Annotated in this window: 20 protein-coding genes and 3 tRNA genes; 17 read left to right on the top strand and 6 right to left on the bottom strand. The window is 59.4% G+C overall.

All coding sequences use genetic code 11. The features are described from left to right. The first annotated feature begins 247 nt into the window (after positions 1-247). From IE061_RS06045 to IE061_RS06035, 3 genes are all read left to right on the top strand, one after another. Positions 248-2,170, top strand: coding sequence for a PrkA family serine protein kinase (locus IE061_RS06045; protein WP_039181971.1), 1,923 nt, complete (start codon positions 248-250; stop codon positions 2,168-2,170). A gap of 80 nt (positions 2,171-2,250) precedes the next feature. Then, positions 2,251-3,543, top strand: coding sequence for a YeaH/YhbH family protein (locus IE061_RS06040; RefSeq protein WP_193461239.1), 1,293 nt, complete (start codon positions 2,251-2,253; stop codon positions 3,541-3,543). Between the two features lie 20 nt (positions 3,544-3,563). Next, positions 3,564-5,129: a SpoVR family protein gene (locus IE061_RS06035; RefSeq protein ID WP_016916548.1), complete on the top strand. Its 1,566-nt coding sequence runs from the start codon at positions 3,564-3,566 to the stop codon at positions 5,127-5,129. Positions 5,130-5,166: 37 nt separating this feature from the next. Here the strand turns inward: IE061_RS06035 and IE061_RS06030 are convergent, their stop codons facing one another. Next, on the bottom strand, positions 5,167-5,481 hold the full coding sequence (locus IE061_RS06030; RefSeq protein WP_016916549.1) for a high-potential iron-sulfur protein: 315 nt from the start codon (positions 5,479-5,481) through the stop codon (positions 5,167-5,169). Between the two features lie 258 nt (positions 5,482-5,739). On the opposite strand from IE061_RS06030, the gene IE061_RS06025 reads away from it, so the two are divergent. After that, positions 5,740-6,015, top strand: coding sequence for an Lrp/AsnC family transcriptional regulator (locus IE061_RS06025; protein ID WP_026002022.1), 276 nt, complete (start codon positions 5,740-5,742; stop codon positions 6,013-6,015). Positions 6,016-6,241: 226 nt separating this feature from the next. Further along, on the top strand, positions 6,242-7,105 hold the full coding sequence (locus tag IE061_RS06020) for a DNA/RNA non-specific endonuclease (RefSeq protein WP_230478394.1): 864 nt from the start codon (positions 6,242-6,244) through the stop codon (positions 7,103-7,105). 292 nt (positions 7,106-7,397) lie between these two features. Here IE061_RS06020 and IE061_RS06015 read toward each other — a convergent pair. The 3 genes from IE061_RS06015 to IE061_RS06005 all read right to left on the bottom strand — a co-directional run bounded on the left by IE061_RS06015 (position 7,398) and on the right by IE061_RS06005 (position 7,806). Then, a tRNA-Leu gene (locus tag IE061_RS06015) sits at positions 7,398-7,484 on the bottom strand. 64 nt (positions 7,485-7,548) lie between these two features. Beyond that, positions 7,549-7,635: transfer RNA gene (locus IE061_RS06010), tRNA-Leu, on the bottom strand. Positions 7,636-7,719: 84 nt separating this feature from the next. Beyond that, a tRNA-Leu gene (locus IE061_RS06005) sits at positions 7,720-7,806 on the bottom strand. 269 nt (positions 7,807-8,075) lie between these two features. Between IE061_RS06005 and rnr the strand changes: the two genes are divergently transcribed. From rnr to IE061_RS05960, 9 genes are all read left to right on the top strand, one after another. Continuing rightward, positions 8,076-10,475, top strand: a complete 2,400-nt coding sequence (rnr, locus tag IE061_RS06000; RefSeq protein ID WP_193461238.1) for a ribonuclease R — start codon at positions 8,076-8,078, stop codon at positions 10,473-10,475. A gap of 2 nt (positions 10,476-10,477) precedes the next feature. Beyond that, positions 10,478-11,287, top strand: a complete 810-nt coding sequence (gene rlmB / locus IE061_RS05995) for a 23S rRNA (guanosine(2251)-2'-O)-methyltransferase RlmB (RefSeq protein ID WP_096921232.1) — start codon at positions 10,478-10,480, stop codon at positions 11,285-11,287. Between the two features lie 211 nt (positions 11,288-11,498). Further along, the gene (gene rpsF / locus IE061_RS05990) at positions 11,499-11,876 is read left to right on the top strand and encodes a 30S ribosomal protein S6 (protein ID WP_016916554.1); all 378 of its coding nucleotides are present in this window, start codon (positions 11,499-11,501) and stop codon (positions 11,874-11,876) included. 33 nt (positions 11,877-11,909) lie between these two features. Further along, on the top strand, positions 11,910-12,137 hold the full coding sequence (gene rpsR / locus IE061_RS05985; protein ID WP_009097135.1) for a 30S ribosomal protein S18: 228 nt from the start codon (positions 11,910-11,912) through the stop codon (positions 12,135-12,137). Between the two features lie 12 nt (positions 12,138-12,149). Next, on the top strand, positions 12,150-13,001 hold the full coding sequence (locus IE061_RS05980) for a hypothetical protein (protein ID WP_096921231.1): 852 nt from the start codon (positions 12,150-12,152) through the stop codon (positions 12,999-13,001). Between the two features lie 15 nt (positions 13,002-13,016). Further along, on the top strand, positions 13,017-13,463 hold the full coding sequence (gene rplI / locus IE061_RS05975) for a 50S ribosomal protein L9 (RefSeq protein WP_016916556.1): 447 nt from the start codon (positions 13,017-13,019) through the stop codon (positions 13,461-13,463). Positions 13,464-13,698: 235 nt separating this feature from the next. After that, positions 13,699-15,087 carry a replicative DNA helicase gene (dnaB, locus tag IE061_RS05970; RefSeq protein ID WP_039182000.1) on the top strand — a complete coding sequence of 463 codons (1,389 nt, stop codon included), beginning with the start codon at positions 13,699-13,701 and terminating at the stop codon, positions 15,085-15,087. Positions 15,088-15,213: 126 nt separating this feature from the next. Then, positions 15,214-15,507, top strand: coding sequence for a hypothetical protein (locus IE061_RS05965; protein WP_039182003.1), 294 nt, complete (start codon positions 15,214-15,216; stop codon positions 15,505-15,507). A 140-nt stretch (positions 15,508-15,647) separates the two neighbouring features. After that, entirely contained in the window at positions 15,648-15,950 is a 303-nt protein-coding gene (locus IE061_RS05960; RefSeq protein ID WP_039182006.1) for a DUF6482 family protein, read from the top strand. 10 nt (positions 15,951-15,960) lie between these two features. Here the strand turns inward: IE061_RS05960 and IE061_RS05955 are convergent, their stop codons facing one another. Together IE061_RS05955 and IE061_RS05950 are read right to left on the bottom strand one after the other, a co-directional pair. Next, positions 15,961-16,368, bottom strand: coding sequence for a thiol-disulfide oxidoreductase DCC family protein (locus IE061_RS05955; protein WP_039182008.1), 408 nt, complete (start codon positions 16,366-16,368; stop codon positions 15,961-15,963). Further along, complete coding sequence (locus tag IE061_RS05950) at positions 16,365-17,948, bottom strand: cryptochrome/photolyase family protein (RefSeq protein WP_193461237.1); 1,584 nt, start codon at positions 17,946-17,948, stop codon at positions 16,365-16,367. Before IE061_RS05950 ends, IE061_RS05955 begins: the two co-directional genes overlap by 4 nt. 118 nt (positions 17,949-18,066) lie before the next feature. On the opposite strand from IE061_RS05950, the gene hemH reads away from it, so the two are divergent. The 3 genes from hemH to IE061_RS05935 all read left to right on the top strand — a co-directional run bounded on the left by hemH (position 18,067) and on the right by IE061_RS05935 (position 22,124). Further along, positions 18,067-19,152 (top strand): ferrochelatase, encoded by a 1,086-nt coding sequence (gene hemH / locus IE061_RS05945; RefSeq protein WP_193461236.1) that lies wholly within the window; start codon positions 18,067-18,069, stop codon positions 19,150-19,152. Positions 19,153-19,351: 199 nt separating this feature from the next. Further along, entirely contained in the window at positions 19,352-21,700 is a 2,349-nt protein-coding gene (locus IE061_RS05940; RefSeq protein ID WP_193461235.1) for a putative monovalent cation/H+ antiporter subunit A, read from the top strand. Next, entirely contained in the window at positions 21,693-22,124 is a 432-nt protein-coding gene (locus IE061_RS05935) for a Na+/H+ antiporter subunit B (RefSeq protein ID WP_016916564.1), read from the top strand. Before IE061_RS05940 ends, IE061_RS05935 begins: the two co-directional genes overlap by 8 nt. Position 22,125: the final 1 nt, after the last annotated feature.

Here is a 22,125-nt window from a genome sequence, read left to right as displayed (position 1 = left end):
CCGCCTGTTCAGGCGGCGCGTTGCGTTGTTGGAGAGGATTCTTGTCAGCCCGGTGTTTTCAACGCAACTATTTTGCCTCGCCTTTGCTCATAGCCATATAAGACGCGGATCGTTGCGCTGCGTTGAAGGTTTCGTCATCACATTTTGCTAATGCTGACTACGCTGATAGAGCGACACTTCGCACGGCAGGCGGCCTGGGGGTTTGGGTCAGGCGATGGCTGCCGGGGATGGGCCACAGGAGAGTTCCATGAGCATCTTTGATCACGTTCAAGACCGTTTTGCCCGCGTTCAGCAAGAGGACATGAGCCTGGAGGAGTATCTGGCGCTGTGCCGCCGTGATCCCAAGGTGTATGCCAGCGCCGCCGAGCGCATGCTGGAAGCCATAGGCGAGCCTGAGGTGATCGACACGGCGAAAGACCCGCGTCTGTCACGTATCTTTTCCAACAAGGTGATTCGCCGTTACCCTGCGTTTGCCGAATTTCACGGCATGGAAGAGGCCATCGAGCAGATCGTGGCCTACTTCCGTCACGCCGCCCAGGGCCTGGAAGAGCGCAAGCAGATTCTCTACCTGCTGGGGCCGGTGGGCGGCGGTAAATCGTCGCTGGCCGAGCGTTTGAAGCTTCTCATGGAGCGTATCCCGTTTTACGCTATCAAGGGCTCGCCGGTGTACGAATCCCCGCTGGGGCTGTTTTCACCGGAAGAGGACGGCAAGCTGCTGGAGCAGGAGTACGGTATTGCCAGCCGCTACTTGCGCAGCGTCATGTCACCCTGGGCCGCCAAGCGTTTGAAGGAGTACGGTGGGGATATCTCCCAATTCCGCGTGGTGCGGCTCTATCCCTCGCGCTTGAACCAGATCGCCATCTCCAAGACCGAACCCGGTGACGAGAACAACCAGGATATCTCCTCGCTGGTGGGCAAGGTGGATATCCGCCAGCTGGAGCTCTACTCTCAGGACGACCCGGACGCGTATAGCTTCTCGGGCGGGCTGTGCCGCGCCAACCAGGGCCTGATGGAGTTCGTGGAGATGTTCAAGGCACCCATCAAGGTGCTGCATCCGCTGCTGACCGCCACCCAAGAGGGGAACTACAACCCCACCGAAGGCATGGGCGCGATCCCCTTCGATGGCGTCATTCTGGCCCACTCCAACGAATCCGAATGGCAGGCCTTCCGCAACAACCGCAATAACGAGGCGTTCCTCGACCGTGTATACATCGTCAAGGTGCCTTACTGCCTGCGCGTCTCCGAAGAGATCAAGATCTACCAGAAACTGCTGGAAGACTCGTCCCTGAACGCCGCGCCTTGTGCCCCGGACACGCTGCGCATGCTGGCCCAGTTCTCCGTGCTGTCCCGGCTGAAAGTGCCCGAAAACTCCAGTATCTACTCCAAGATGCGTGTCTATGACGGCGACAACCTCAAGGATACCGACCCCCGCGCCAAGTCCATTCAGGAGTATCGCGACGCGGCAGGCGTCGATGAAGGCATGCAGGGGCTGTCGACCCGCTTTGCCTTCAAGATCCTCTCGCGGGTATTCAACTTCGACAGCCAGGAAGTGGCAGCCAACCCGGTTCATCTGCTGTACGTGCTGGAGCAGGCGCTTGAGCGGGAGCAACTGCCGTCGGAAGTATTCGAGCGCTACCTGGGCTTCATCAAGGAGTTTCTGGCCCCGCGTTACGTGGATTTCATCGGCAAGGAGATTCAGACCGCGTACCTGGAGTCCTACAGCGAGTATGGTCAGAACATTTTCGACCGCTATGTCACCTATGCCGACTTCTGGATTCAGGATCAGGAGTACCGCGACCCCGAAACCGGCGAGCTGTTGAACCGCCAGTCGCTGAACGAAGAGCTGGAGAAGATCGAAAAACCGGCCGGGATCTCCAATCCCAAGGACTTCCGTCATGAAGTGGTCAACTTCGTGCTGCGGGCGCGGGCGCAGAACAACGGCATGAACCCTAGCTGGCAGTCCTACGAGAAGCTCAAGGGCGTCATCGAGCACAAGATGTTTGCCAATACCGAGGAGCTTTTGCCGGTCATCTCGTTCAACGCCAAGGCATCCAGGTCCGATCAGAAGAAACACGAGGATTTCGTGGCGCGCATGGTGGACCGCGGCTATACCGAAAAGCAGGTGCGGTTGCTTTCCGAGTGGTATCTGCGCGTTCGCAAGTCCCAGTAGCCAGCCGGTTACGGGGGTGACCCTCACGATGGGCGGGCGCGGATGTTCAGCGCTCCCGCCTGAGGTATCAAGGAGGTCGAATGACCTACTTCATTGATCGCAGACCTAACGCCAAGCACAAGAGTGCGGTCAATCGGCAGCGCTTTCTGGAGCGTTACCGCAAGCACATCAAGCGTTCGGTCGAGGAAACCGTGAACCGTCGCTCCATCACCGACATGGAGCGCGGCGAGAAAATCTCGATTCCCGCCAGAGACATCTCCGAGCCGGTGTTCCAGCACGGCAGCGGCGGCGCCCGCACCATCGTTTCCCCCGGCAACAAGGAGTTTCTGCAGGGGGACAAGATTCGTCGCCCCGGTGGGCAGGGCGGCGGCGGTGGCGGCGCGGGAGAAGGCGGGGCGGCCAACCAGGGGGAGGGCAACGACGAGTTTGCCTTCACCCTCAGCCGCGAGGAGTTTCTGGAATTCGTCTTCGACGGTCTGGAGCTGCCACACTTGCAGCGCAAGCCCTTGAAGTCGCTGGAAGAGATCAAGATGGTGCGGGCCGGGCTGGCCCGTGACGGCGTGCCTTCGCGCATCAGCATTACCCGCTCCATGCGCGAAGCCTACGCCCGCCGCATTGCCATGCGCGCCCCCATCAAACGGGCCTTGAAAGAGGCCGAAGAGGCGCTGGCGGCGGAAGAGCGCAAGGACCCCGTGCTGCGCAACCCGGCCCGGGTGGCGGAGCTCAAGGCCGAGGTGGAGCGGCTGGAGAAGCGCATCGAGGCGATTCCGTTCATCGATACCTACGACCTGCGCTATCACCAACTTGCCGCCCAGCCACAGCCCTCGAGCCAGGCGGTGATGTTTTGCGTGATGGACGTTTCCGGCTCGATGACCCAGAACCACAAGGATATCGCCAAGCGGTTTTTCCTGCTGCTCTACCTGTTTCTGGAGAAGCACTACGAAAAGGTCGAGCTGGTGTTCGTGCGCCACCATACTGCCGCTCGGGAGGTCAACGAGGAGGAGTTCTTCTACTCCCGCGAAACCGGCGGAACCATCGTCTCCAGCGCGCTGACGCTGGTAAACAGGATCATCGAAAAGCGCTACCCGGCAGGCCAGTGGAATCTATACGTGGCCCAGGCCTCCGACGGCGACAACTGGGACGATGACTCCAATATCTGCCGCGACTTGCTGGTCAAGCAGCTGATGCCGCAGCTGCAGTATTACGCCTACGTGGAGATCACTCCCCATGATCATCAGTCGCTGTGGCATGAGTATGAAACCGTGGCTGCCCAGTTTCCCGAGCGTTTTGCCATGCGCCAGATCGTCAATACCGGGGATATCTATCCCGTCTTCCGTGAGTTGTTCAAGCGCCGCTTGAGCCAGGAGCGCTAGCGCGCGTTAAGGAGTGGGCCATGAGTGTCGACCGCAACCCCATCGCGACGGGTTCCGACTGGAACTTCGGGATTCTGGAGCGCTTTGACGAAGCGCTGGCGCGGCTGGCTGACGAGTATCGGCTGGATACCTATCCCAATCAGATAGAAGTGATCACCACCGAGCAGATGATGGATGCCTACGCCAGCGTGGGGATGCCGGTGGGCTATCACCACTGGTCGTTTGGCAAGCAGTTTCTGGCCGTGGAACAGGCCTACAAGCGGGGCCAGATGGGCCTGGCCTACGAGTTGGTGATCAACTCCAACCCCTGTATCGCTTACCTGATGGAGGAGAACACGTTGATGATGCAGGTGCTGGTGATTGCCCACGCCTGCTACGGCCATAACTCCTTCTTCAAGGGCAACTACCTGTTTCGTACCTGGACCGATGCCGAGTCCATCGTCGATTATCTGGTATTTGCCCGCAAGTACATCGCCCAGTGCGAAGAGCGCCACGGTTCCCACGCCGTGGAGCAACTGCTGGATGCCTGCCACGCCCTGCAGAACTACGGGGTCGACCGTTACAAGCGGCCTTCGCCCATGTCGGCCGAGGAGGAGGCCAGGCGCCAGGAGGAGCGAGAGGCCTACCTGCAAACCCAGGTCAACATGCTCTGGCGTACCATTCCCGAGCCGCCGACGGGTGCCGTGCCGCTACCCGGGGCGCTGCACAGCGACGATGACCCGCTAGGGCTGCACAGTGGCGGGCGCTACCCCTCGGAGCCCCAGGAGAACCTGCTCTACTTCATCGAGAAGAACGCGCCGCTGTTGGCCCCCTGGCAGCGGGAGATCGTGCGCATCGTGCGCAAGCTGGCGCAGTACTTCTACCCTCAGCGGCAAACCCAGGTAATGAATGAGGGCTGGGCGTGCTTCTGGCACTACACCCTGATGAATCGGCTCTATGACGAGGGCAAGGTGGACGAAGGGCTGATGCTGGAGTTTCTGCAGTCCCACGCGGCGGTCATCAATCAGCCTGGGTTCGATAGCCCTTACTACAGCGGCCTGAACCCCTACGCGCTGGGCTTTGCGATGTTCATGGATATCAAGCGTATCTGCGAAGACCCCACTGCCGAAGATCGCGAATGGTTTCCGGACATTGCCGGCAGCCCCTGGCGAGCCACGCTGGAGTTCGCCATGCGTAACTTCAAGGACGAGTCGTTCATTCAGCAGTTTCTATCACCCAAGGTGATGCGTGACCTGAAGCTGTTCATGATCGTCGACGACGACCAGTCGGAAATGTTGGAAGTGGCGGCGATTCATGACGAACGGGGGTATCGGCGGGTGCGCGAAGCGCTATCGACCCAGTATGCGCTATCGGTACGCGAGCCCAATATTCAAGTGGTGGAGGCCGACATTCGGGGGGATCGTTCCCTGACACTGCATCACGTTCAGGACCATCGTCGTCCGCTGGCCAGAAGCGTGTATCCGGTGATTCGTCACCTTCAGCAGCTGTGGGGGTTTCCGGTGCACCTGGTGTCGCTGGACGAAGGGCGGGTGACTCGCCGCTACCAGTGGCCGGTAGAAGAAGAAAACAAGGAAAGCCATCCCTGAAAACAGTGACCCCGCGGCGAGCGCGGGGTCCAGGGCATCAGCCTTGTGCGGTCCAGGACTGGCACCAGCCGTCCGGCTCGACACTGCTTTCCGGGAACAGCTGGCAGCCTTCGGTGCCTTCCACGAAAAACATGCAGTTGGAGCACAGTTCACCCTCTTCGAAAGCCGGGTGGTCGCTGGCGTCGCTGGCATTTTCAACGTAGTTCAGTGCCTGGGCCGTCGGTGAGGACGGGTCCAGACGGGGCAGCTCCTGAGCAAAAGCAGTTTTCGACAGGATACCCGCACCAAACGGCAGGGCAGCAAGCCCCAGCACGCTGTTACGCATGAACTTACGACGGCTCTGATTAGCCATGGTGTCTCCTTATCGCCACGGTCTGACGGTGTGCTACGGTGATCGGGTGGTGGGCCACCTCTATAAAACTCCGACAGCGAAACGCTGCTGGAGATCTCTAGTACATGCTAGCGCAAGCGTAAAATTAGTGCGAATAACCTTATGAAAAGCGCGACAATTGACCACGCTGGTCGCCAAGGCTTGGCCCCGCCGGGCAGGCTGCTATACTCGCTGCGTCGTGCAGTATTCATCTTACCGCCACTCATTTGCGAGGACGCCATGCAAAGCGCAGTCATCCTGATCAATACCGAAAAAGGCCAGATCAAGGCCGTGGCCGAACGCCTGGCCGATGTGGAAGGCATCAGTGAGGTGTACTCCACCTGCGGCCGTTACGATCTGGTGGCCATTGCGCGCACCCGCGATTTCGAAAGCCTGGCCGAGCTGGTGACCGAGCGGTTGAATGCCGTGGAAGGCATCAGCGATACCGAGACGCTGAACGCCATGCAGGTTCACTCACGCCATGACCTGGAAACCATGTTTTCCGTTGGTTGGTAACGCCCCGGCTTTGCAAAGCCAATGAAACGAATGATGAAACGCCGCTGAGAGGGTGTTTACAAATGTCACGAGCGACGGCCAGGCAAGGCGAAATCAGCCGAAAAAGCGGAGTTTACGGGCTGTAAATGAGCATTTTGAGGTTGATTTCAACGCCGCATGGCCAAGCGCAGTAGTTTGAAAACACCCTCTGATAAGGCGTCTTGAAAGATAGCAGGGGAGTCCTCCGTTGGCTAAATCACTTTTGCGCTGGCGTCGTCAAGGGCGACGCCTGGGCATTGCCGTGCTGTTCGTGCTGGTCGGTACGGGCTTGTGGGAGTATCAGGGGCGCCAGCACCAGCAGGCTTATACCTGGATGGGCGTACCCACCTGGGAAACATTGCACCCTACCAGCCTGCACCGTGTACTGCGTAACGATGGCTTTTTAGTGGGGTGGTCGGATGTACGGGTGGGGGCCTTGTGGGTCAGCTACCAGGTAGAGGCCGTGCCTGAGGATATGCGCATTGGGCCCAGGCCCAATTTCCAGCCAGACTGGCGCATGCTGTGGCCGGTGAGTACCGATAGCTATTCCGGCAGTGGCTACGACAGAGGTCATCTGGCGCCCAACTACGCCATTGCTGCCGTGCATGGGCGCAGCGCGCAGGTGGACACGTTCTTGATGAGCAACATGCTGCCCCAGCGGCCGAATCTGAATCGCCAGCTCTGGCAGCGGCTCGAAGCCTCCGTCATGGATCACTTTGCGCCGCGTTTCGAGCGCTTGCAGGTGATTACCGGGCCGGTCTACCCCGAGCGCTTCATGGATAACGTCTTCAACCGCGTGGGGTGGGTGGAAATACCCGAAGCCTTTTACAAGATCATCGTGGCACCCCATGATGAGGCGCCCTTGGCGCTGGCCTTCATCATGCCCCAGGACGTGCAGGGCAATGAGCCACTAAACGACTACTTGGTGACCATCGATGAGATCGAAGCCCGCACCGGGCTGAATTTTTTCCCGAATCTCTCACCCCAGCTTGAAGCCGTGCTGGAAGGCGAGCTTCGCACCCAGGGGTGGGCGCTGGAGGAGGTATCTCGTCGCCCAGGCCGGTTCCAGTAGTACGATACGCTGCATGCTGGCAGGCCAAGGCGTTGCCCTGGCCTGCCGCTTGAGCGCAGATACGGCAATGCTCGAACGGCATGGGCTCGATATACATGAAATAGACAGGCAGAAGAGAAGGCAGGCAGAAGAGAAATAGTGGGGAAGAAAAAGTATCAGAGCAAAAGGGTATCAGAGAATAGAAGCATACAGATGAGAGTGCGCCAAAACAGGGCGACTAATGAGGGACAGCAAACAGATAGAAATGCATCAGAGGGGCTAATACGAAAGCAGGAGCGATACGGGGCATCAATGGTGCCCAGGAGAGGACTTGAACCTCCACGTCCGTACGGACACTAGCACCTGAAGCTAGCGCGTCTACCAATTCCGCCACCTGGGCGTATCGACTCTTTCACTGCGGTACTGCTTTCACAATACATTCGGCCATTACGTCAGTGTTCGCATGGTGCCCAGGAGAGGACTTGAACCTCCACGACCATACGGTCACTAGCACCTGAAGCTAGCGCGTCTACCAATTCCGCCACCTGGGCGAACACAAACGTACTGCCTTTCTTTCACTGCTTTACTTGCCGCCGCACCGTGCTGATTCATGAAAGGGGATAACATGAAACAGTTGGTGCCCAGAAGAGGACTTGAACCTCCACGACCATACGGTCACTAGCACCTGAAGCTAGCGCGTCTACCAATTCCGCCATCTGGGCAAGTGGCGCGTATGATACCGAGACTATGGCTAAATGCAAGCCCCTGGGTGATTTTTTAATGTAAAAAACCGGGGTTTGCAGCGCCAAGTGGTTGGGTGATTGAACGGGCGGCGCTATACTGCGCCCATGACCAAACAAAACATGACTTATTTCAACTCATCGTTAGTTGAACACGACGCCCTTCGAGGCGCACATGCCTTTCGCCCGCAGTGCACGCTGCTTGCGCTTTTTGTTCGCCTCCCGCAACCGTTATCAAGGATGTTGATCGCATGAAGTACTGGACGTTGAGTGATGATCCGCACGCCGAGCGCGAGGCGAAGAATTACGATAACCCGGCTCCTAGCCGTGAATACCTGTTGGCTGCCCTGGAAAGCTATGGCAAGCCGATTACCCATGAAAACATGAGCCGCATGCTGGGCATCGAAGATGAAGACCATCTGGAAGCGGTGCGTCGGCGTATGGCGGCCATGGAGCGCGACGGCCAGGTGCTGCGCGACCGCCGAGGCGCCTATGCCCTGATCGACAAGCTCGACCTGATCAAGGGCAAGGTGCTGGGCCATCGGGATGGATTTGGCTTCGTGCTGCGTGATGACGGCAAGAAGCCGGACCTGCTGCTGCCGCCCCGTCAGATGCGTCGCGTCTTCCACGGAGACCATGTGCTGGTACGCGTCAGTGGGCGAGACCGTCGCGGCCGCGACGAAGCCACGATTGCCGAAGTGATTGCCCGCAATACCGAGACCATGGTGGGCGTATACCGCAGCAATACGCCGGAATTCGGGATTCTCATTCCCGAAAACCCGCGGATTACCCAGGAAGTGATCATCCCGCACACCGTTAGTGGTGGTGCCAAGGATGGTCAGGTGATCTCTGCCAGGATCGTCCAGCAGCCCGCCACTCGGGTTCAGCCGGTGGGTGAAGTGATCGAAGTGTTGGGGGAGCGTATGGACCCCGGCATGGAGATCGATATCGCCATCCGCAGCTACGACATTCCTGCCGAGTTCCCGCCGGAGGTGCAGGACCAGATCAGCGAAATCTCCGCTGAAGTGCTGGAAGCCGACAAGCAGCACCGCGTCGATCTGCGCGATTTGCCGCTGGTGACCATCGACGACGAGTCCGCCAAGGATTTCGACGATGCGGTGTGTGCCTGGAAGACCAAGTCCGGTAGCTGGAAGCTGGTCGTCGCGATTGCCGACGTTTCTCATTATGTGCGCCCTGGTACCGCGCTGGATGACGAAGCGCGCACCCGCGGCAACTCGGTCTACTTCCCGGGGCAAGTGGTGCCCATGCTGCCCGAGCTGCTTTCCAACGGTCTTTGTTCATTGAATCCGCACGTCGACCGGCTGGTGATGGTGTGCGAAATGAACATTTCCAAGACCGGTGCCATCAGCCGCTACTCCTTCTATGAAGCCGTGATGAATTCCCATGCCCGACTCACCTATAACAAGGTGGCGGCCATGCTGGACGGCGATAGTGAAGAAGGGGAGGCGCTGCGTCGGGAGCACGCCGAGCTGGTCAAGCCGCTCAAGAACCTGCATGAGCTGTACGGCCTGCTGCGCGCTGCCCGGGAAGAGCGTGGGGCGATCGACTTCGATACCACGGAAACGGCGATCATCTTCAATGAAGAGCGCAAGATCGAGAAGATCGTGCCGCGCAGCCGTAATGATGCCCACAAGCTGATCGAGGAGTGCATGCTGGCCGCCAACGTGGCGACGGCGCGTTTCCTCGACAAGCACGACCTGCCGGCGCTGTATCGTATCCACGAGCGTCCAACGCCTGAGCGGCTCGACAAGCTGCGCCTGTTCCTGAGTGAGCTGGGGCTTTCGGTGGGCGGCGGCGACGAGCCGACGCCTCAGGATTACCAGGCACTGCGGGAAGCGATTGCCGACCGCCCGGATGCCGACATCATCCAGACCGTGATGCTGCGCTCGATGAATCAGGCGGTCTATTCGCCGCAGAACGAGGGGCACTTCGGCCTTGCTTACCAGGCCTACGCCCATTTCACGTCGCCCATTCGGCGTTATCCTGACCTGCTGGTGCACCGGGCCATTCGCTCGGTGATTCGCGGGCCGCGCCAGACCGCTACCGTGGTGCGGGTAGAGGGTGCGCCGGTGGATCCGCCGAGCAAGTGGTGCCCCTACACCTTCGAGCAGATGCTGGAGCTGGGCGAACACTGCTCCATGACCGAGCGGCGGGCCGATGAAGCCACCCGTGACGTGGAGAGCTGGCTCAAGTGCGAGTTCATGTCGGACAAGCTGGGCGAAACCTTTGAGGGCACCATCGCCTCGGTGACCCAGTTCGGGCTCTTCGTGCGTCTCGATGACTTCTTTGTGGAAGGGCTGGTGCACGTCACGTCACTGCCTTCCGACTACTACCACTACGAAGCCGAGAAGCATCGTCTCAAGGGTGAGCGCACCGGCACCACCTATCGCCTGGGCGATGGCCTGACCGTGCAAGTGGCGCGGGTGGACATGGATGATCGCAAGATCGACTTTGGTCTTGCCGATGACAAGCCGCGCCCGCAGCGTCAGCCGCGCAAGCGTCGTAGTGAAAGCTCTGGTGAAAAAGGCGCTGGAGCAGGAGCAAAGGCGGCTGCCGGTGAGCAGCCCGCCCGTCGTGGCCCGCGCCGTACGCGCAGCGGGTCGCGTAAACCATCTTCGAAAAAGGGTTGAGCATGAAATCGGCGTCGTCTCGACGTAGCCCGCGCCCGGCTACGCGCACTCCTGTCCGTACGCCTGATGGCCTGGATCACGTCTATGGAGTGCATGCCCTGGAGAGCCTGCTGGCACGGGGCGAGTCGCCCAAGGAGCTGTGGGTGCAGCAGGGCGCAGGTCAGCGTTTGCAAACGCTGGTGGCCGATGCCCGAGCCAGCGGTGCGGCGGTCAAGGAGCAGCCGCGTGACGTGCTCGACCAGTTGACCCAAGGGGCGGCGCATCAGGGGGTGGTTGCCTTCTGCGCACCCTTGATGGCAGAAGGAGAGGAGTCCTTGTGGCTCAAGCTCCGCGCCTGGCCGTCGGATACGCCTCCCTTGCTGCTGGTGCTGGATGGCGTCACCGACGTGCATAACTTTGGCGCGTGCCTGCGCAGTGCCGATGCCTCGGGTGCCCATGGAGTGATCGTAGCCAAGGACAAGGCGGCGCCGCTCAACGCCACGGTCAGAAAAGTCGCCTGTGGTGCCGCAGAGGTGGTGCCGGTCTATCAGGTCACCAATCTGGCGCGCACGCTGGCCAGGCTCAAGGAAGAGGGCGTGTGGATCACCGGCACCGCCGGTGAGGCACAGGCCAGCGTATTCGATATCGACTTCACCGGCCCGACCGCGCTGGTGATGGGTGCCGAAGGCAAGGGGTTGCGCCGGTTGACGCGGGAAGCGTGTGATCATCTGGCCAAGCTGCCCATGGCGGGGCAGGTATCTAGCCTGAATGTCTCGGTGGCTGCCGGAATCTGTCTGTTTGAAGCGGTGCGTCAGCGGCAGCTTGCAAGTTAGCCTCCGTCCCACTAGAATGCTTGCGCCCGTTTATACATAAGCGGGCGTTCGTATTGGTAACCCCTCTACGACACTGGTTTTATCTGCTTGATGTTCTTTTCAGCCATACGTGGCTTGCCAAGGGCATTTCAGTCAACTCCTTGCTTCCCAGTCGCTGTCAGAGCATATGCTCCGGCACACTCAGGAAGCTGCCAAACCGCAAGGAGATTCCATGCGTCATTATGAAATCGTGTTCATGGTCCACCCGGATCAGAGCGAGCAAGTACCGGCAATGGTCGAGCGCTACACCAGCATCGTCACCGAAAGCGGCGGTACTGTGCATCGTCTGGAAGATTGGGGCCGTCGTCACCTGGCTTACCCGATCAACAAGATCCACAAAGCCCACTACGTGCTGATGAACGTTGAGTGCACCGGCGAGACTCTCGAAGAAATCGAGAACATCTTCCGCTTCAACGACGCCATCATCCGCAGCCTGGTTGTGCGCTGCAAGGAAGCCGTTACCGAAGCTTCTCCGATGATGAAGCCGGCAGAAGAAAAGCGTCCGCGTCGCGAAGAAAAGCCGCGCGCTGAAGCTGAAGAAACTGCCTGATTCTATCCACTGCACGTTTTAAGGAGCTAGTCCATGGCACGTTTTTTCCGTCGCCGCAAGTTTTGCCGCTTCACTGCTGAAGGCGTCAAGCAGATCGACTACAAAGATCTCGACACGCTGAAGGCTTACATCACGGAAACCGGCAAGATCGTTCCGAGCCGTATCACCGGCACCAAAGCACGCTATCAGCGTCAGCTGGCGACCGCTATCAAGCGTTCACGCTACCTGGCACTGCTGCCCTACTCCGATAGCCATCAGTAAGCGTTTAACGTGATGCTGGCACTGGCAAGATGGCTGATGCGCGGAACGCCCTATGCCGTAGGCGGGGCGGCCCTGGCATCGCTGGTGCCCTGGCTGTTTTGGCTAGGCGCCGCCATTGCCGCGCTGGTGACCTTGCGCAAGGGGTTCGCTCCTGCGCTGCCGGTCATCATCGCCGCTGCTCTGCCTGCCGGTTTCTGGTGGGCACAAGGTGATGTGATACCACTGGCCAGCGTTCTGCTGGTCACGCTGATGTCCGTCATCCTGCGCGAGCGGATGCGCTGGAGCGAAGCCTTGATTGTGGGCACATTGGCTGCCGCCGTCATGGTTCAGCTGGGCATCTTCAGCCCGCCGGGGGGTACCCAGCTCATGCTGGAGCAGCTGCGGGAGAGCTCTACCGAGATCGACCGTATGCTCACCGAGTTTGCCAACCAGGGCGTCGACACGACGGCCTTGGCTGCCATGGTCATCGGTGGTGTGACGGGCTTGGTCGTGTTGCTGGCCGCCATTATCTGCCTGGCGCTGGCCCGCAGCTGGCAAGCCGGGCTGTACAACCCCGGTGGCTTTCGCGAAGAGTTTCATGCGTTGCGCCTGACCCCCCGTGAGCTTGTCGTTCTGGTGGTGCTGGGAGTGGCAGGCATGGCGCTTGGTGCGCAGGCACTGGCGATGCTGTGTTGGGTTCCGCTGCTGATTGCCGGTATTGCGTTGGTGCATGGTTTTATTGGAATAAAGGGGATGAACGGGCTGTGGCTGGTGGCATTTTATGTGCTGCTGATCACGACCTGGCCCACGATTCTCATTGTGCTGCTGTTGGGGCTGATCGATACATTTGCGAACGTTCGCGCACGCCTTGCCCGCAGCAACTGACAAGAGGTTTACGAGATGGAAGTCATTCTGCTCGACAAGATTGGTAAGCTGGGCGGCCTGGGTGACAAGGTCACTGTCAAGCCTGGTTATGGTCGTAACTACCTGGTGCCTTACGGCTTAGCCGTACCGGCCACCAAGGACAACATCGAAGCGTTCGAAGCGCAGCGTGCCGAGCTCGAAGCGCAAGCCGCTGAGCGTAAGGCAGAAGCCCAGGCGCGTGCCGAGCAACTCAACGACATCGAACTGTCGTTGGTGTCCAAGGCAGGCGACGAAGGCAAGCTGTTCGGCTCTATCGGTCCTCGTGACCTGGCCGACGCGATCTCCTCTGCGGGAATCGACGTCGCCAAGAGCGAAGTACGCATGCCGCAAGGCCCGATTCGTCAAACTGGCGAATACGACATCGACCTCCACCTGCATGCAGAAGTGGACGCCGTTGTACGCGTGGTCGTTGTCGCCGAGTAATCATACTCGCCAACGCTGACGCCTCAAAGGGCGCGGGTTCTCCCGCGCCCTTTGTCTTTTTAGGTACTTTGTCTTTATAGGTACTTTGTCTTTTTAGGCCCTGGGGCTCTTTTGGCAAGGGGCGACACAGCAGGCTTATAAAGCCCTCCCTTTACGTGGGGGCCAGTGGTGTTATCCGAGCCGCACGGCTAAGATAAGCGCCGTTGGCTATCGGGTAATTGTTAAGGAGCTCGCAATGCAGGACCAGCCTTCTGCTGATCAGGAAACGGCAGCGTTAAAACTGCCACCGCATTCATTGGAAGCGGAGCAGTCGGTGTTAGGCGGGCTCATGCTGGACAACCAGGCGTGGGACAACGTCTCCGAGCGTCTGGTGGCCGACGATTTTTACCGCTATGAACACCGGCTGGTGTTCAATGTGATGACACATCTGGCCGAATCGGGCCAACCGCTGGACGTCGTGACCCTTTCCGAGGCGCTGGAAGCCCGTGACCAGCTGGATACGGTGGGCGGACTGAGTTTCCTGGCCGAGCTGGCGCGCAACACGCCTTCGGCCAGCAACATACGCGCCTATGCCGATATCGTCCGTGAGCGTGCCACGCTGCGTAAGCTCATTCGGGCGGCCAACCAGATTGCTGAAGGGGCTTTTTCGCCTCAGGGCAGGCCCGCCGACGAGCTGCTCAACGAGGCCGAGCGGCTGGTGTTCCAGATTGCCGAAGAGCGGCCCAAGACCGGTGGCCCCATTGGCATGAGTGATCTGCTCACCAAGGCCGTGGATCGGATCGATGAGCTGTTCAACCTGAAAGGGGAAATGACCGGCCTTTCCACCGGCTTTCGTGATCTGGATGAGATGACCTCGGGCCTGCAGCCTTCCGATCTGGTCATCATTGCCGGGCGGCCCTCGATGGGCAAGACCACCTTCGCCATGAACCTGGTCGAGCATGCGGTCATTTCCAGTGACAAGCCGGTGATGGTGTTTTCCATGGAGATGCCCGCCGAATCGCTGATGCTGCGTGTGCTCTCGTCATTGGGGCGTATCGATCAGACCCGCGTGCGTTCGGGTCAGTTGGAAGACGAAGATTGGCCGCGGCTGACCTCGGCGGTGAACCTGCTGAAAGACAAGCAGCTGTTCATCGATGATACGGCAGCCTTGTCACCCAATGAGATGCGCTCACGGCTGCGTCGGGTGGTGCGTGAGCACGGCAATATCGCCTTGATCATGATCGACTATCTGCAGTTGATGCAGATTCCTGGCTTTAACGAAAACCGCACGGGCGAGATCTCGGAAATTTCGCGTTCGCTGAAAGGCCTGGCCAAGGAGTTCCAGTGTCCGGTGGTGGCGCTTTCCCAGCTGAACCGCTCGCTGGAGCAGCGTCCCAACAAGCGTCCAGTCATGTCGGACCTTCGCGAATCGGGCGCGATCGAGCAGGACGCAGACGTCATTGCCTTCGTGTATCGCGACGAAGTGTATAACCGCGATAACCCGGACAACCAGGGTCTGGCCGAGTTGATCATTGGTAAGCAGCGTAATGGTCCCATCGGGACGGTACACATGGCCTTCATAGGCAAATACACGCGCTTCGAAGACTTGGCGCCGGATAGTTACGGTGAAGCCTTCGGCGATTGACTTGAGGCTGAGGGGGGAGCACGTATAATGCGCTCCCCGTTGGCTGAGTCGTCTGGGTAACCCTCACTGGAAGGGCGGGATGAGAAGCGTGGGTCAATCGCATTGGTAGATAGACAGGAGTAACGCATGGCAGGTGGTTTTAGGCGCGGTAACCGTAAGCGGCTTCCCAAGCTGGAAGGTCGGGGTGAGCTCCAGTCGTTAGAGCGTGAAGGTCCCTTCAAAGAGTGGTTGGGCATGCCCGATCTCTACCGCTACCACTTGGTAGTGGAAGGGGAGCAGTACAGCTACCAGACAGAAGATGCGGAATTACCTGTCACCATTGGCGACAAGGTCGTGTTCCGTTACAAGGAAACCAAAGGGGGCAACTGGATCGATCGCAACTCGCTTGGCAAGGCCATCGACCCCTCGGAATATCAGTAATACGACACACATCTTGACGTTTCGGTCAGGAACTCTTTTCTGTTATTGCCCTCTTAGGGGGATAGTGCCAAGGTAATACTATTGTCATGGGGCAAAGGCATGCTGTGCTCCATGGCGATGACCAATAACAGGAGGGAACCATGGAACTTAAAGAGCTTAAACAGTTCGTCGAACGTCATGACAATTTTGAAATCCGGGTAATCACGCATTCGGGCAGCCGTTTCTATCAGGTCGAGCTCGAAGACGTCGAGGGTGAGCGTCATATGCTGACCCAGCGTGGCAAGCCTATGCTGTTTCGAGCGCTGGATGATGTGTACCTCGAACTCAAGCGGGCCGGTATCCACCGGGCTTACCTCGTTCAGCACGTGCCTCAGGATGAAGTCATTGGTCGCGACGCCCACTACAGCGCGCCGCTGACCTCGCGTATGCCGCTGGTATTCTGACGCCCAGGTATCACTGATTGCGCGAGCGTGACCCGCATTTTTCCCACCATTGGCCCAGCCGAATTCGGCGACGGGCAAAGAACCGATAGCCTGCATCCATGACGGCGCGCAGGCCAGGCAAGCAAGACAGTCTTACCAGCCGCCTGTAGCCCAACACGGCATACAGGGCCCGGCTGGCATCCATCCCGACATACCAATTTCCCTGCTGATCCTGAAGATGCAATTGCCCCATCATGGCTTCGAAGCTGAGCCCCAATGCGCCGGGGTCGAAATCCTCGTGCTGAATATCGACTAGACGAATGCGCTGCTGGTGTCGGTGTTTGGCCAGCCAGGCCACTTCGACGCGACAAAAGGGGCAGTGTCCATCGTGGTAGAGCGTGACCGGTGGTTCGGCATGCAGCGTGGCGAAACGGCTCATGAGGAGCGCTCCTCGTGGGTGTACCCTTGGGTGTGAACGGCTTGCCCGTAATCGGCGGCAGTGGGGAGCGATGCCAGGAACTGTTCTGCTTGCTGACGCATGGCGTCGCGTTTTTCCTCTTTCATGCGTGCCAGCGAGCCGTAGATCAGCTTCATGCGTGGATTCCGATTGAGCTGTTCGGCATGGGTCTCCAGAAAATGCCAGTAGAGACTGTTGAGCGGGCAGGCCTTGGGGCCGGTGACCAGCTTGGGGGAGTAGCGACAGTGCTGGCAGTGGTCGGACATCTTGTCGATGTATTTGCCGGAAGCGCAGTAGGGCTTGGAGCCCATCAAGCCGCCGTCCGCGTGCAGCACCATACCCAAGGTGTTGGGTAGCTCGACCCACTCGCAGGCGTCGGCGTAAACGGCCAGGTACCAGTCGCACAGCGCCTCTGGCTTGACCCCGCAGAGCAGGGCGAAGTTGCCCGTGACCATCAGGCGCTGAATATGATGCGCGTAGCTGTGGTCGATGGTCATCTGGATGGCGCGTTGCAGGCAGCGCATGTCGGTCTTCGCATCCCAGTAGAAGGCGGGCAAGTCGCGCTGAAAACCCAGCTGGTTCTCTCGTTTGTAATCCGGCATGCGCGTCCAGTAGAGGCCGCGCACGTACTCACGCCACCCGAGAATCTGCCGTATGAACCCTTCCACGGCGTTGATCGGTGCCTTGCCTGCCTGATATTGCGCAGCCGCTTCTTCGCATACTTCGAAGGGCGTGAGCAGGCCAATGTTCATGGCAGCAGAGAGGCGCGAGTGGTACAGGTAGGGTGACTGGTCGCTGATGGCATCCTGATAGCGGCCAAAGTCGGCCAGCCCGTGGGTGATGAAGTGCTTCAGGTCCACCAGTGCTTGACGTCGGGTGACCGGCAAATTGAAGGTCTCGATCTCGCCCATGTGCTCGGGGAACCACTCGGCGGCATTGGCCAGCGCTTCCTGAGTGGTTTCATCCTGCCCGTGCGCGGGGAGTTCAGGGAAGCTCAGCCCAGGCTGGACGGGTTCTCGGTTATCGTGGTCGAAATTCCACTGTCCGCCCATGGGGGCGTCGCCTTCCATCAGTAGCCCGGTACGTTTACGCTGTTCCCGGTAGAAGTATTCGAGGCGGATTTGCTTACGCCCCTTGGCCCATTGGGCAAAGTCGTCTGGGGTGGTGAAGAAGCGGTCGTCTTCCAGGATTTTCCAGGGCAGTGAGGCGGCCTGACGCTGCTGCATGGCGTTCCACAGCCGCCACTCGCCGGGGCGCGTCACACGAATTTCATCGCACTGGTACTGTCTTGTCAGCCGCTCGGCTTCATCGATCAATGATTGGGTGTTATCCGCATCGTCCATGCGGCTGTAATGCACGTTGAAGCCCTTGTCGCGCAGCTGTTGGGCAAAATGTCGCATGGCGGCCAGGAACAGGCCGATCTTGTGTATATGGTGAGGGACGTAGCGTGCTTCTTCAGCGACCTCACAGAGCGCCACCACCGCGCCTTCAGGGGCCTGGCGAAGGGTAGGCAGGGTCAGGGAAAGCTGGTCACCCAGAATGAGTAGCAAAGGCTTGGACATGAGTTCGCCTGTAGTTATACAAATTATGCTGATAGTATAACTTTATTCCGCGTCTTTGCTGAAAAGTGATAAGATTTAGACCATTGTGAATGATCGACAGCCCCCAGGAGTAAGTGAGATGGCCGACAGCGTTGTAAAGGATCAACCCGGTGAAGGGCGCTTGGCCCACGCGCCAAGCAGTCATCCTCCGGTTGCCCCCGCCAAGGTGGGCGTGGTGCTGGCCAATCTGGGGACGCCCAATGCGACTGACTACTGGTCCATGCGGCGCTATCTCAACGAATTCCTGTCGGATAAGCGGGTCGTGGACTATGCGGGTTGGAAATGGCAACCGCTGCTGCAGCTCATCATTCTGACCAAGCGCCCCTTTACGTCGGGCCATGCCTACAAAAGCATCTGGAACACCGAAAAAGACGAGAGCCCGCTGCTGACCATTACCCGTGCACAAACGGAAAAGATGACCGCCCGGCTGAAAGCGCTGTATGGCGACAGTGTCGAGGTCGATTTCTGCATGCGCTATGGCAACCCTTCCACGGAAAGCGTGCTGAATCGCATGAAAGAGAAGGGCTGCGAGCGCATCGTGTTCTTCCCGCTCTACCCGCAGTACGGCTCGCCCACCACGGCTACCGCCAACGATCAGGCGTTTCGCACGTTGATGAAGATGAAGTGGCAGCCCTACCTGCGCACGGTGCCGGCCTACTTTGAACACCCGGCTTACATCCAGGCGCTGGCCAACTCGGTGCAAGAGGCGTACGACGGCTTTGAAAGTCGCCCCACCAAGCTCGTGGCCAGCTACCACGGTGTGCCGGAACGCTATCTGATGGAAGGCGACCCTTACCACTGCCAGTGCCAGAAAACCACGCGCCTGCTACGTGAGCGTCTGGGGTTGAGCAAGGAGGAGGTCGATACCGCCTTCCAGTCACAGTTTGGCCCGGAAAAGTGGGTAGGCCCGCAAACCGTAGACCATGTGGCCGAGCTGGCCAGGCAGGGCCACAAGCACATTGCCATTCTGTCACCTGCCTTCTCCTCCGACTGTGTGGAAACCCTCGAAGAGATCAAGGAGGAGATTCACGACAGTTTCATGGAGGCCGGTGGCGAGACGTTCAGCTATATTCCTTGCCTGAATGATCGCGATGATCATATCGATGCCCTGTTGGCCGTGGTCAACAATGAGCTGTTGGGCTGGTTGCCCGTGCCCGCTCAGTAAGATTTCTGCTCGCGCTGACGCCGCTTTGGCCACTGGCCGAGCGGCTTTTTTATGCCAGCGAGGTGGCTGGAGTTTTTCGAAGGGCTGGTATAAGGTTTGTGCATATAAAATCACATTTATTCAACGTTTAAGCGGCACATGTCGTACCATGCGCCGCTCACGGGAATAGTTTGCGCTTATTTTAGGGAGAGAACGCCGGATGCAATTTGCCGTTTTAATAGGCTTCGTGCTGGCAGCGTCGTCACCGCTGCTCAACCTCTGGTGTAGGGAACGAACCAGCTTGGTGCTGGCGCTATTTCCAGCGCTGATGGCCGCGTGGCTGATTGGCCAGGCCCCGGTGGTGCTGAGTGAAGGGCCGCAGCTGCTGGAGTGGGCGTGGGTGCCGTCGCTGGGGATCAGCCTGAGCTTTTTGCTGGATGGCCTGTCGCTACTGTTTGGCCTGCTGATTTCCGTCATCGGTACTTGCGTACTGATCTATGCTGGCGGGTACTTGAAAGGCCATCCGGATATTGCCCGCTTCCATCTGGCGCTGGTGGCCTTCATGGCCTCCATGATGGGGCTGGTCATGGCCGATGGCCTGTTGACCCTGTTCGTGTTCTGGGAACTGACCAGTATCACCTCGTATCTGTTGATCGGCTTCAACCATAACGATATCGAGGCCAGAAAGTCGGCTCGCCAGGGCTTGTTCGTGACCGTGGCCGGTGGGCTGGCGCTGATGGCGGGACTGGTCCTGCTGGGTGTGGCCAGCGGCAGCTGGTCGCTGAGCGAGATTCTGCAGTCCGACGACAACCTGCGCGAGCATGCGCTCTATACGCCCATGTTGATCTGCCTGCTGCTCGGTGCGTTCACCAAGTCGGCGCAGTTTCCGTTTCATTTCTGGCTGCCGAACGCCATGGCGGCGCCAACGCCCGTATCGGCTTACCTGCACTCGGCCACCATGGTCAAGGCGGGTATCTACCTGCTGGCGCGCCTGCAGCCCGAGCTGGGCGGTACCGGCATGTGGGTGGGTATTCTCTCGGTGGTGGGTGCGACCACCATGCTGACGGGCGCCTTCCTGGCGATCCACCACACCAATATCAAGAAGCTGCTGGCCTACTCGACGATCATGGCGCTGGGCACCTTGACCATGCTGCTGGGCATTGGCTCCGACTATGCCATGACGGCGTTCGTCACCTTCCTGCTGGCGCACTCCATGTACAAAGGTGCGCTCTTCATGGTGGCGGGTATTCTGGACCATGAAACGGGTACCAAGGATGTCACGGCCATGGGGGGCTTACGGCGAGCCATGCCCGTGACGGCGACGATTGCCTTCGTGGCCGCGCTGTCGCTGGCCGGGGTGCCGCCGCTGTTCGGTTTCATTGGCAAGGAGCTGATGCTGGAGGCTGCCCTGGGCGCCGACAGCGTGCGTCTGATGCTGGTGCTGTTTGCGTTCTTCTCGGCCATTCTGACCATTGCCGTGGCGGCCATCATTGCGCTGCGCCCTTTCTTTGGCGCGCAGCATGCCACCCCCAAGGTCGCCCATGAAGCGCCGTTGAGCATGCTGGTGGGGCCAGCTCTGTTGGCCGGTGGCTCGCTACTGCTGGGGCTGGCGCCCGCGCTGCTGGGGGTGGATGCACTGCTGACCGCAGCGGCCACTTCGGTAGTGGGCGATGCGCTGACGGTTACCCTGTCGCTGTGGCACGGTATCAACGTGGCGCTAATCATGTCGCTGGTGAGCATGGCGCTGGGCTTTTTGCTGTTCAAGCGTTGGGACGATGTGCGCAGTCATTTGGCGCGATTGGCACCGGTCATGCGCTATGGGCCGGAAGCAGGCTATGAAGGCTTCATGAATGGCGTCGTACGCTTCTCCGAGTGGCAGACCCACATTCTGCAGAATGGCTACATGCGTAATTACATTCTGGTGATGCTGGTGGTGTTGATCGGCCTGATCGGTAATTCGATTCTGCTGCGCCACTCGCCCCAGCTGGCGCTGACGCTGGACGTGCGTTTCCATGAAATCATCGTGGTCGGTACCATGGCCATGGGGGCAATTTTTGCCACCATCTCGCGCTCGCGCCTGGGAGCCGTGGTGTCGGTTGGCATCATGGGCTTCTCGATTGCGCTGATCTTCATTCTGTTCAGTGCCCCCGATCTCGGCATCACCCAGCTGCTGGTAGAGACCATGACGGTCATTCTGCTGGTGCTGGTGCTGTTTCGCTTGCCGCGTTACTCCAACCTCTCGACCAGCCTCGAGCGCGTGCGTGACGGTGCCGTGGCAGCTGCCATGGGGGTCATGATCTTCCTGTTGATCATGACGGCATGGAGCATCGACCAGTTCGAAACCATTTCCACGTACATGGTCGAGAACAGCGCACCGCTGGCTCATGGGCGCAACATCGTCAACGTGATTCTGGTGGACTACCGTGCCCTGGATACGCTGGGCGAAATGTTCGTGCTGGCGCTGGCCGCCATTGGTGTCATTGCCATGTTGAAACTGCGTCACGATGGCCCCCAGGGCAAATCAGTAGAGGCGGAGAAGAGCAGCGTCAAGGAGCCCTACGATGGTTAAGTCAGGTACGATCATTCTCAATACGGCGGCACGCTTTTTGATGCCGCTGCAACTGATGTTCTCTATTTTTCTGTTGCTGCGTGGCCATGACGAGCCCGGCGGCGGCTTCATCGCCGGGCTGGTGGCGGCGGGGGCGTTTGCGCTTTACCTGTTCGCCTTTGGTGCCAGCGCCACCCGAGAAGTGCTGCGCATGGTCGACCCCCGCGACCTGGTCGGGGCGGGGCTGCTGTTGGGCATGATCTCGGTGGTGCCCGCCTGGTTCATGGGTGAGCCCTTCTTGACCGCACAGTGGTGGACGATTCCCGGTATCGAGTTCAAGGCCTCTACGCCGCTGATCTTCGACGTGGGCGTCTATCTGGCGGTGTTGGGTTCCGTCATGGGCATGGTCATGGCGTTGATGGAGGTGGACAAGGATGAGCCTTGAG

The organism is Vreelandella hamiltonii (assembly GCF_014651795.1).
Classification (GTDB): domain Bacteria; phylum Pseudomonadota; class Gammaproteobacteria; order Pseudomonadales; family Halomonadaceae; genus Vreelandella; species Vreelandella hamiltonii.
The sequence above is the reverse complement of the archived record's forward strand: the minus strand, read 5'-3'. Positions and strand labels throughout refer to the sequence as shown.

Bases quoted from the DNA above. Each gene is read 5' to 3' on its own strand.
- IE061_RS06045 (WP_039181971.1), top strand. From the start codon at position 248: ATGAGCATCTTTGATCACGTTCAAGACCGTTTTGCCCGCGTTCAGCAA.
- IE061_RS06040 (WP_193461239.1), top strand. From the start codon at position 2,251: ATGACCTACTTCATTGATCGCAGACCTAACGCCAAGCACAAGAGTGCG.
- IE061_RS06035 (WP_016916548.1), top strand. From the start codon at position 3,564: ATGAGTGTCGACCGCAACCCCATCGCGACGGGTTCCGACTGGAACTTC.
- IE061_RS06030 (WP_016916549.1), bottom strand. From the start codon at position 5,481: ATGGCTAATCAGAGCCGTCGTAAGTTCATGCGTAACAGCGTGCTGGGG.
- IE061_RS06025 (WP_026002022.1), top strand. From the start codon at position 5,740: ATGCAAAGCGCAGTCATCCTGATCAATACCGAAAAAGGCCAGATCAAG.
- rnr (WP_193461238.1), top strand. From the start codon at position 8,076: ATGAAGTACTGGACGTTGAGTGATGATCCGCACGCCGAGCGCGAGGCG.
- rlmB (WP_096921232.1), top strand. From the start codon at position 10,478: ATGAAATCGGCGTCGTCTCGACGTAGCCCGCGCCCGGCTACGCGCACT.
- rpsF (WP_016916554.1), top strand. From the start codon at position 11,499: ATGCGTCATTATGAAATCGTGTTCATGGTCCACCCGGATCAGAGCGAG.
- rpsR (WP_009097135.1), top strand. From the start codon at position 11,910: ATGGCACGTTTTTTCCGTCGCCGCAAGTTTTGCCGCTTCACTGCTGAA.
- IE061_RS05980 (WP_096921231.1), top strand. From the start codon at position 12,150: ATGCTGGCACTGGCAAGATGGCTGATGCGCGGAACGCCCTATGCCGTA.
- rplI (WP_016916556.1), top strand. From the start codon at position 13,017: ATGGAAGTCATTCTGCTCGACAAGATTGGTAAGCTGGGCGGCCTGGGT.
- dnaB (WP_039182000.1), top strand. From the start codon at position 13,699: ATGCAGGACCAGCCTTCTGCTGATCAGGAAACGGCAGCGTTAAAACTG.
- IE061_RS05965 (WP_039182003.1), top strand. From the start codon at position 15,214: ATGGCAGGTGGTTTTAGGCGCGGTAACCGTAAGCGGCTTCCCAAGCTG.
- IE061_RS05960 (WP_039182006.1), top strand. From the start codon at position 15,648: ATGGAACTTAAAGAGCTTAAACAGTTCGTCGAACGTCATGACAATTTT.
- IE061_RS05955 (WP_039182008.1), bottom strand. From the start codon at position 16,368: ATGAGCCGTTTCGCCACGCTGCATGCCGAACCACCGGTCACGCTCTAC.
- IE061_RS05950 (WP_193461237.1), bottom strand. From the start codon at position 17,948: ATGTCCAAGCCTTTGCTACTCATTCTGGGTGACCAGCTTTCCCTGACC.
- hemH (WP_193461236.1), top strand. From the start codon at position 18,067: ATGGCCGACAGCGTTGTAAAGGATCAACCCGGTGAAGGGCGCTTGGCC.
- IE061_RS05940 (WP_193461235.1), top strand. From the start codon at position 19,352: ATGCAATTTGCCGTTTTAATAGGCTTCGTGCTGGCAGCGTCGTCACCG.
- IE061_RS05935 (WP_016916564.1), top strand. From the start codon at position 21,693: ATGGTTAAGTCAGGTACGATCATTCTCAATACGGCGGCACGCTTTTTG.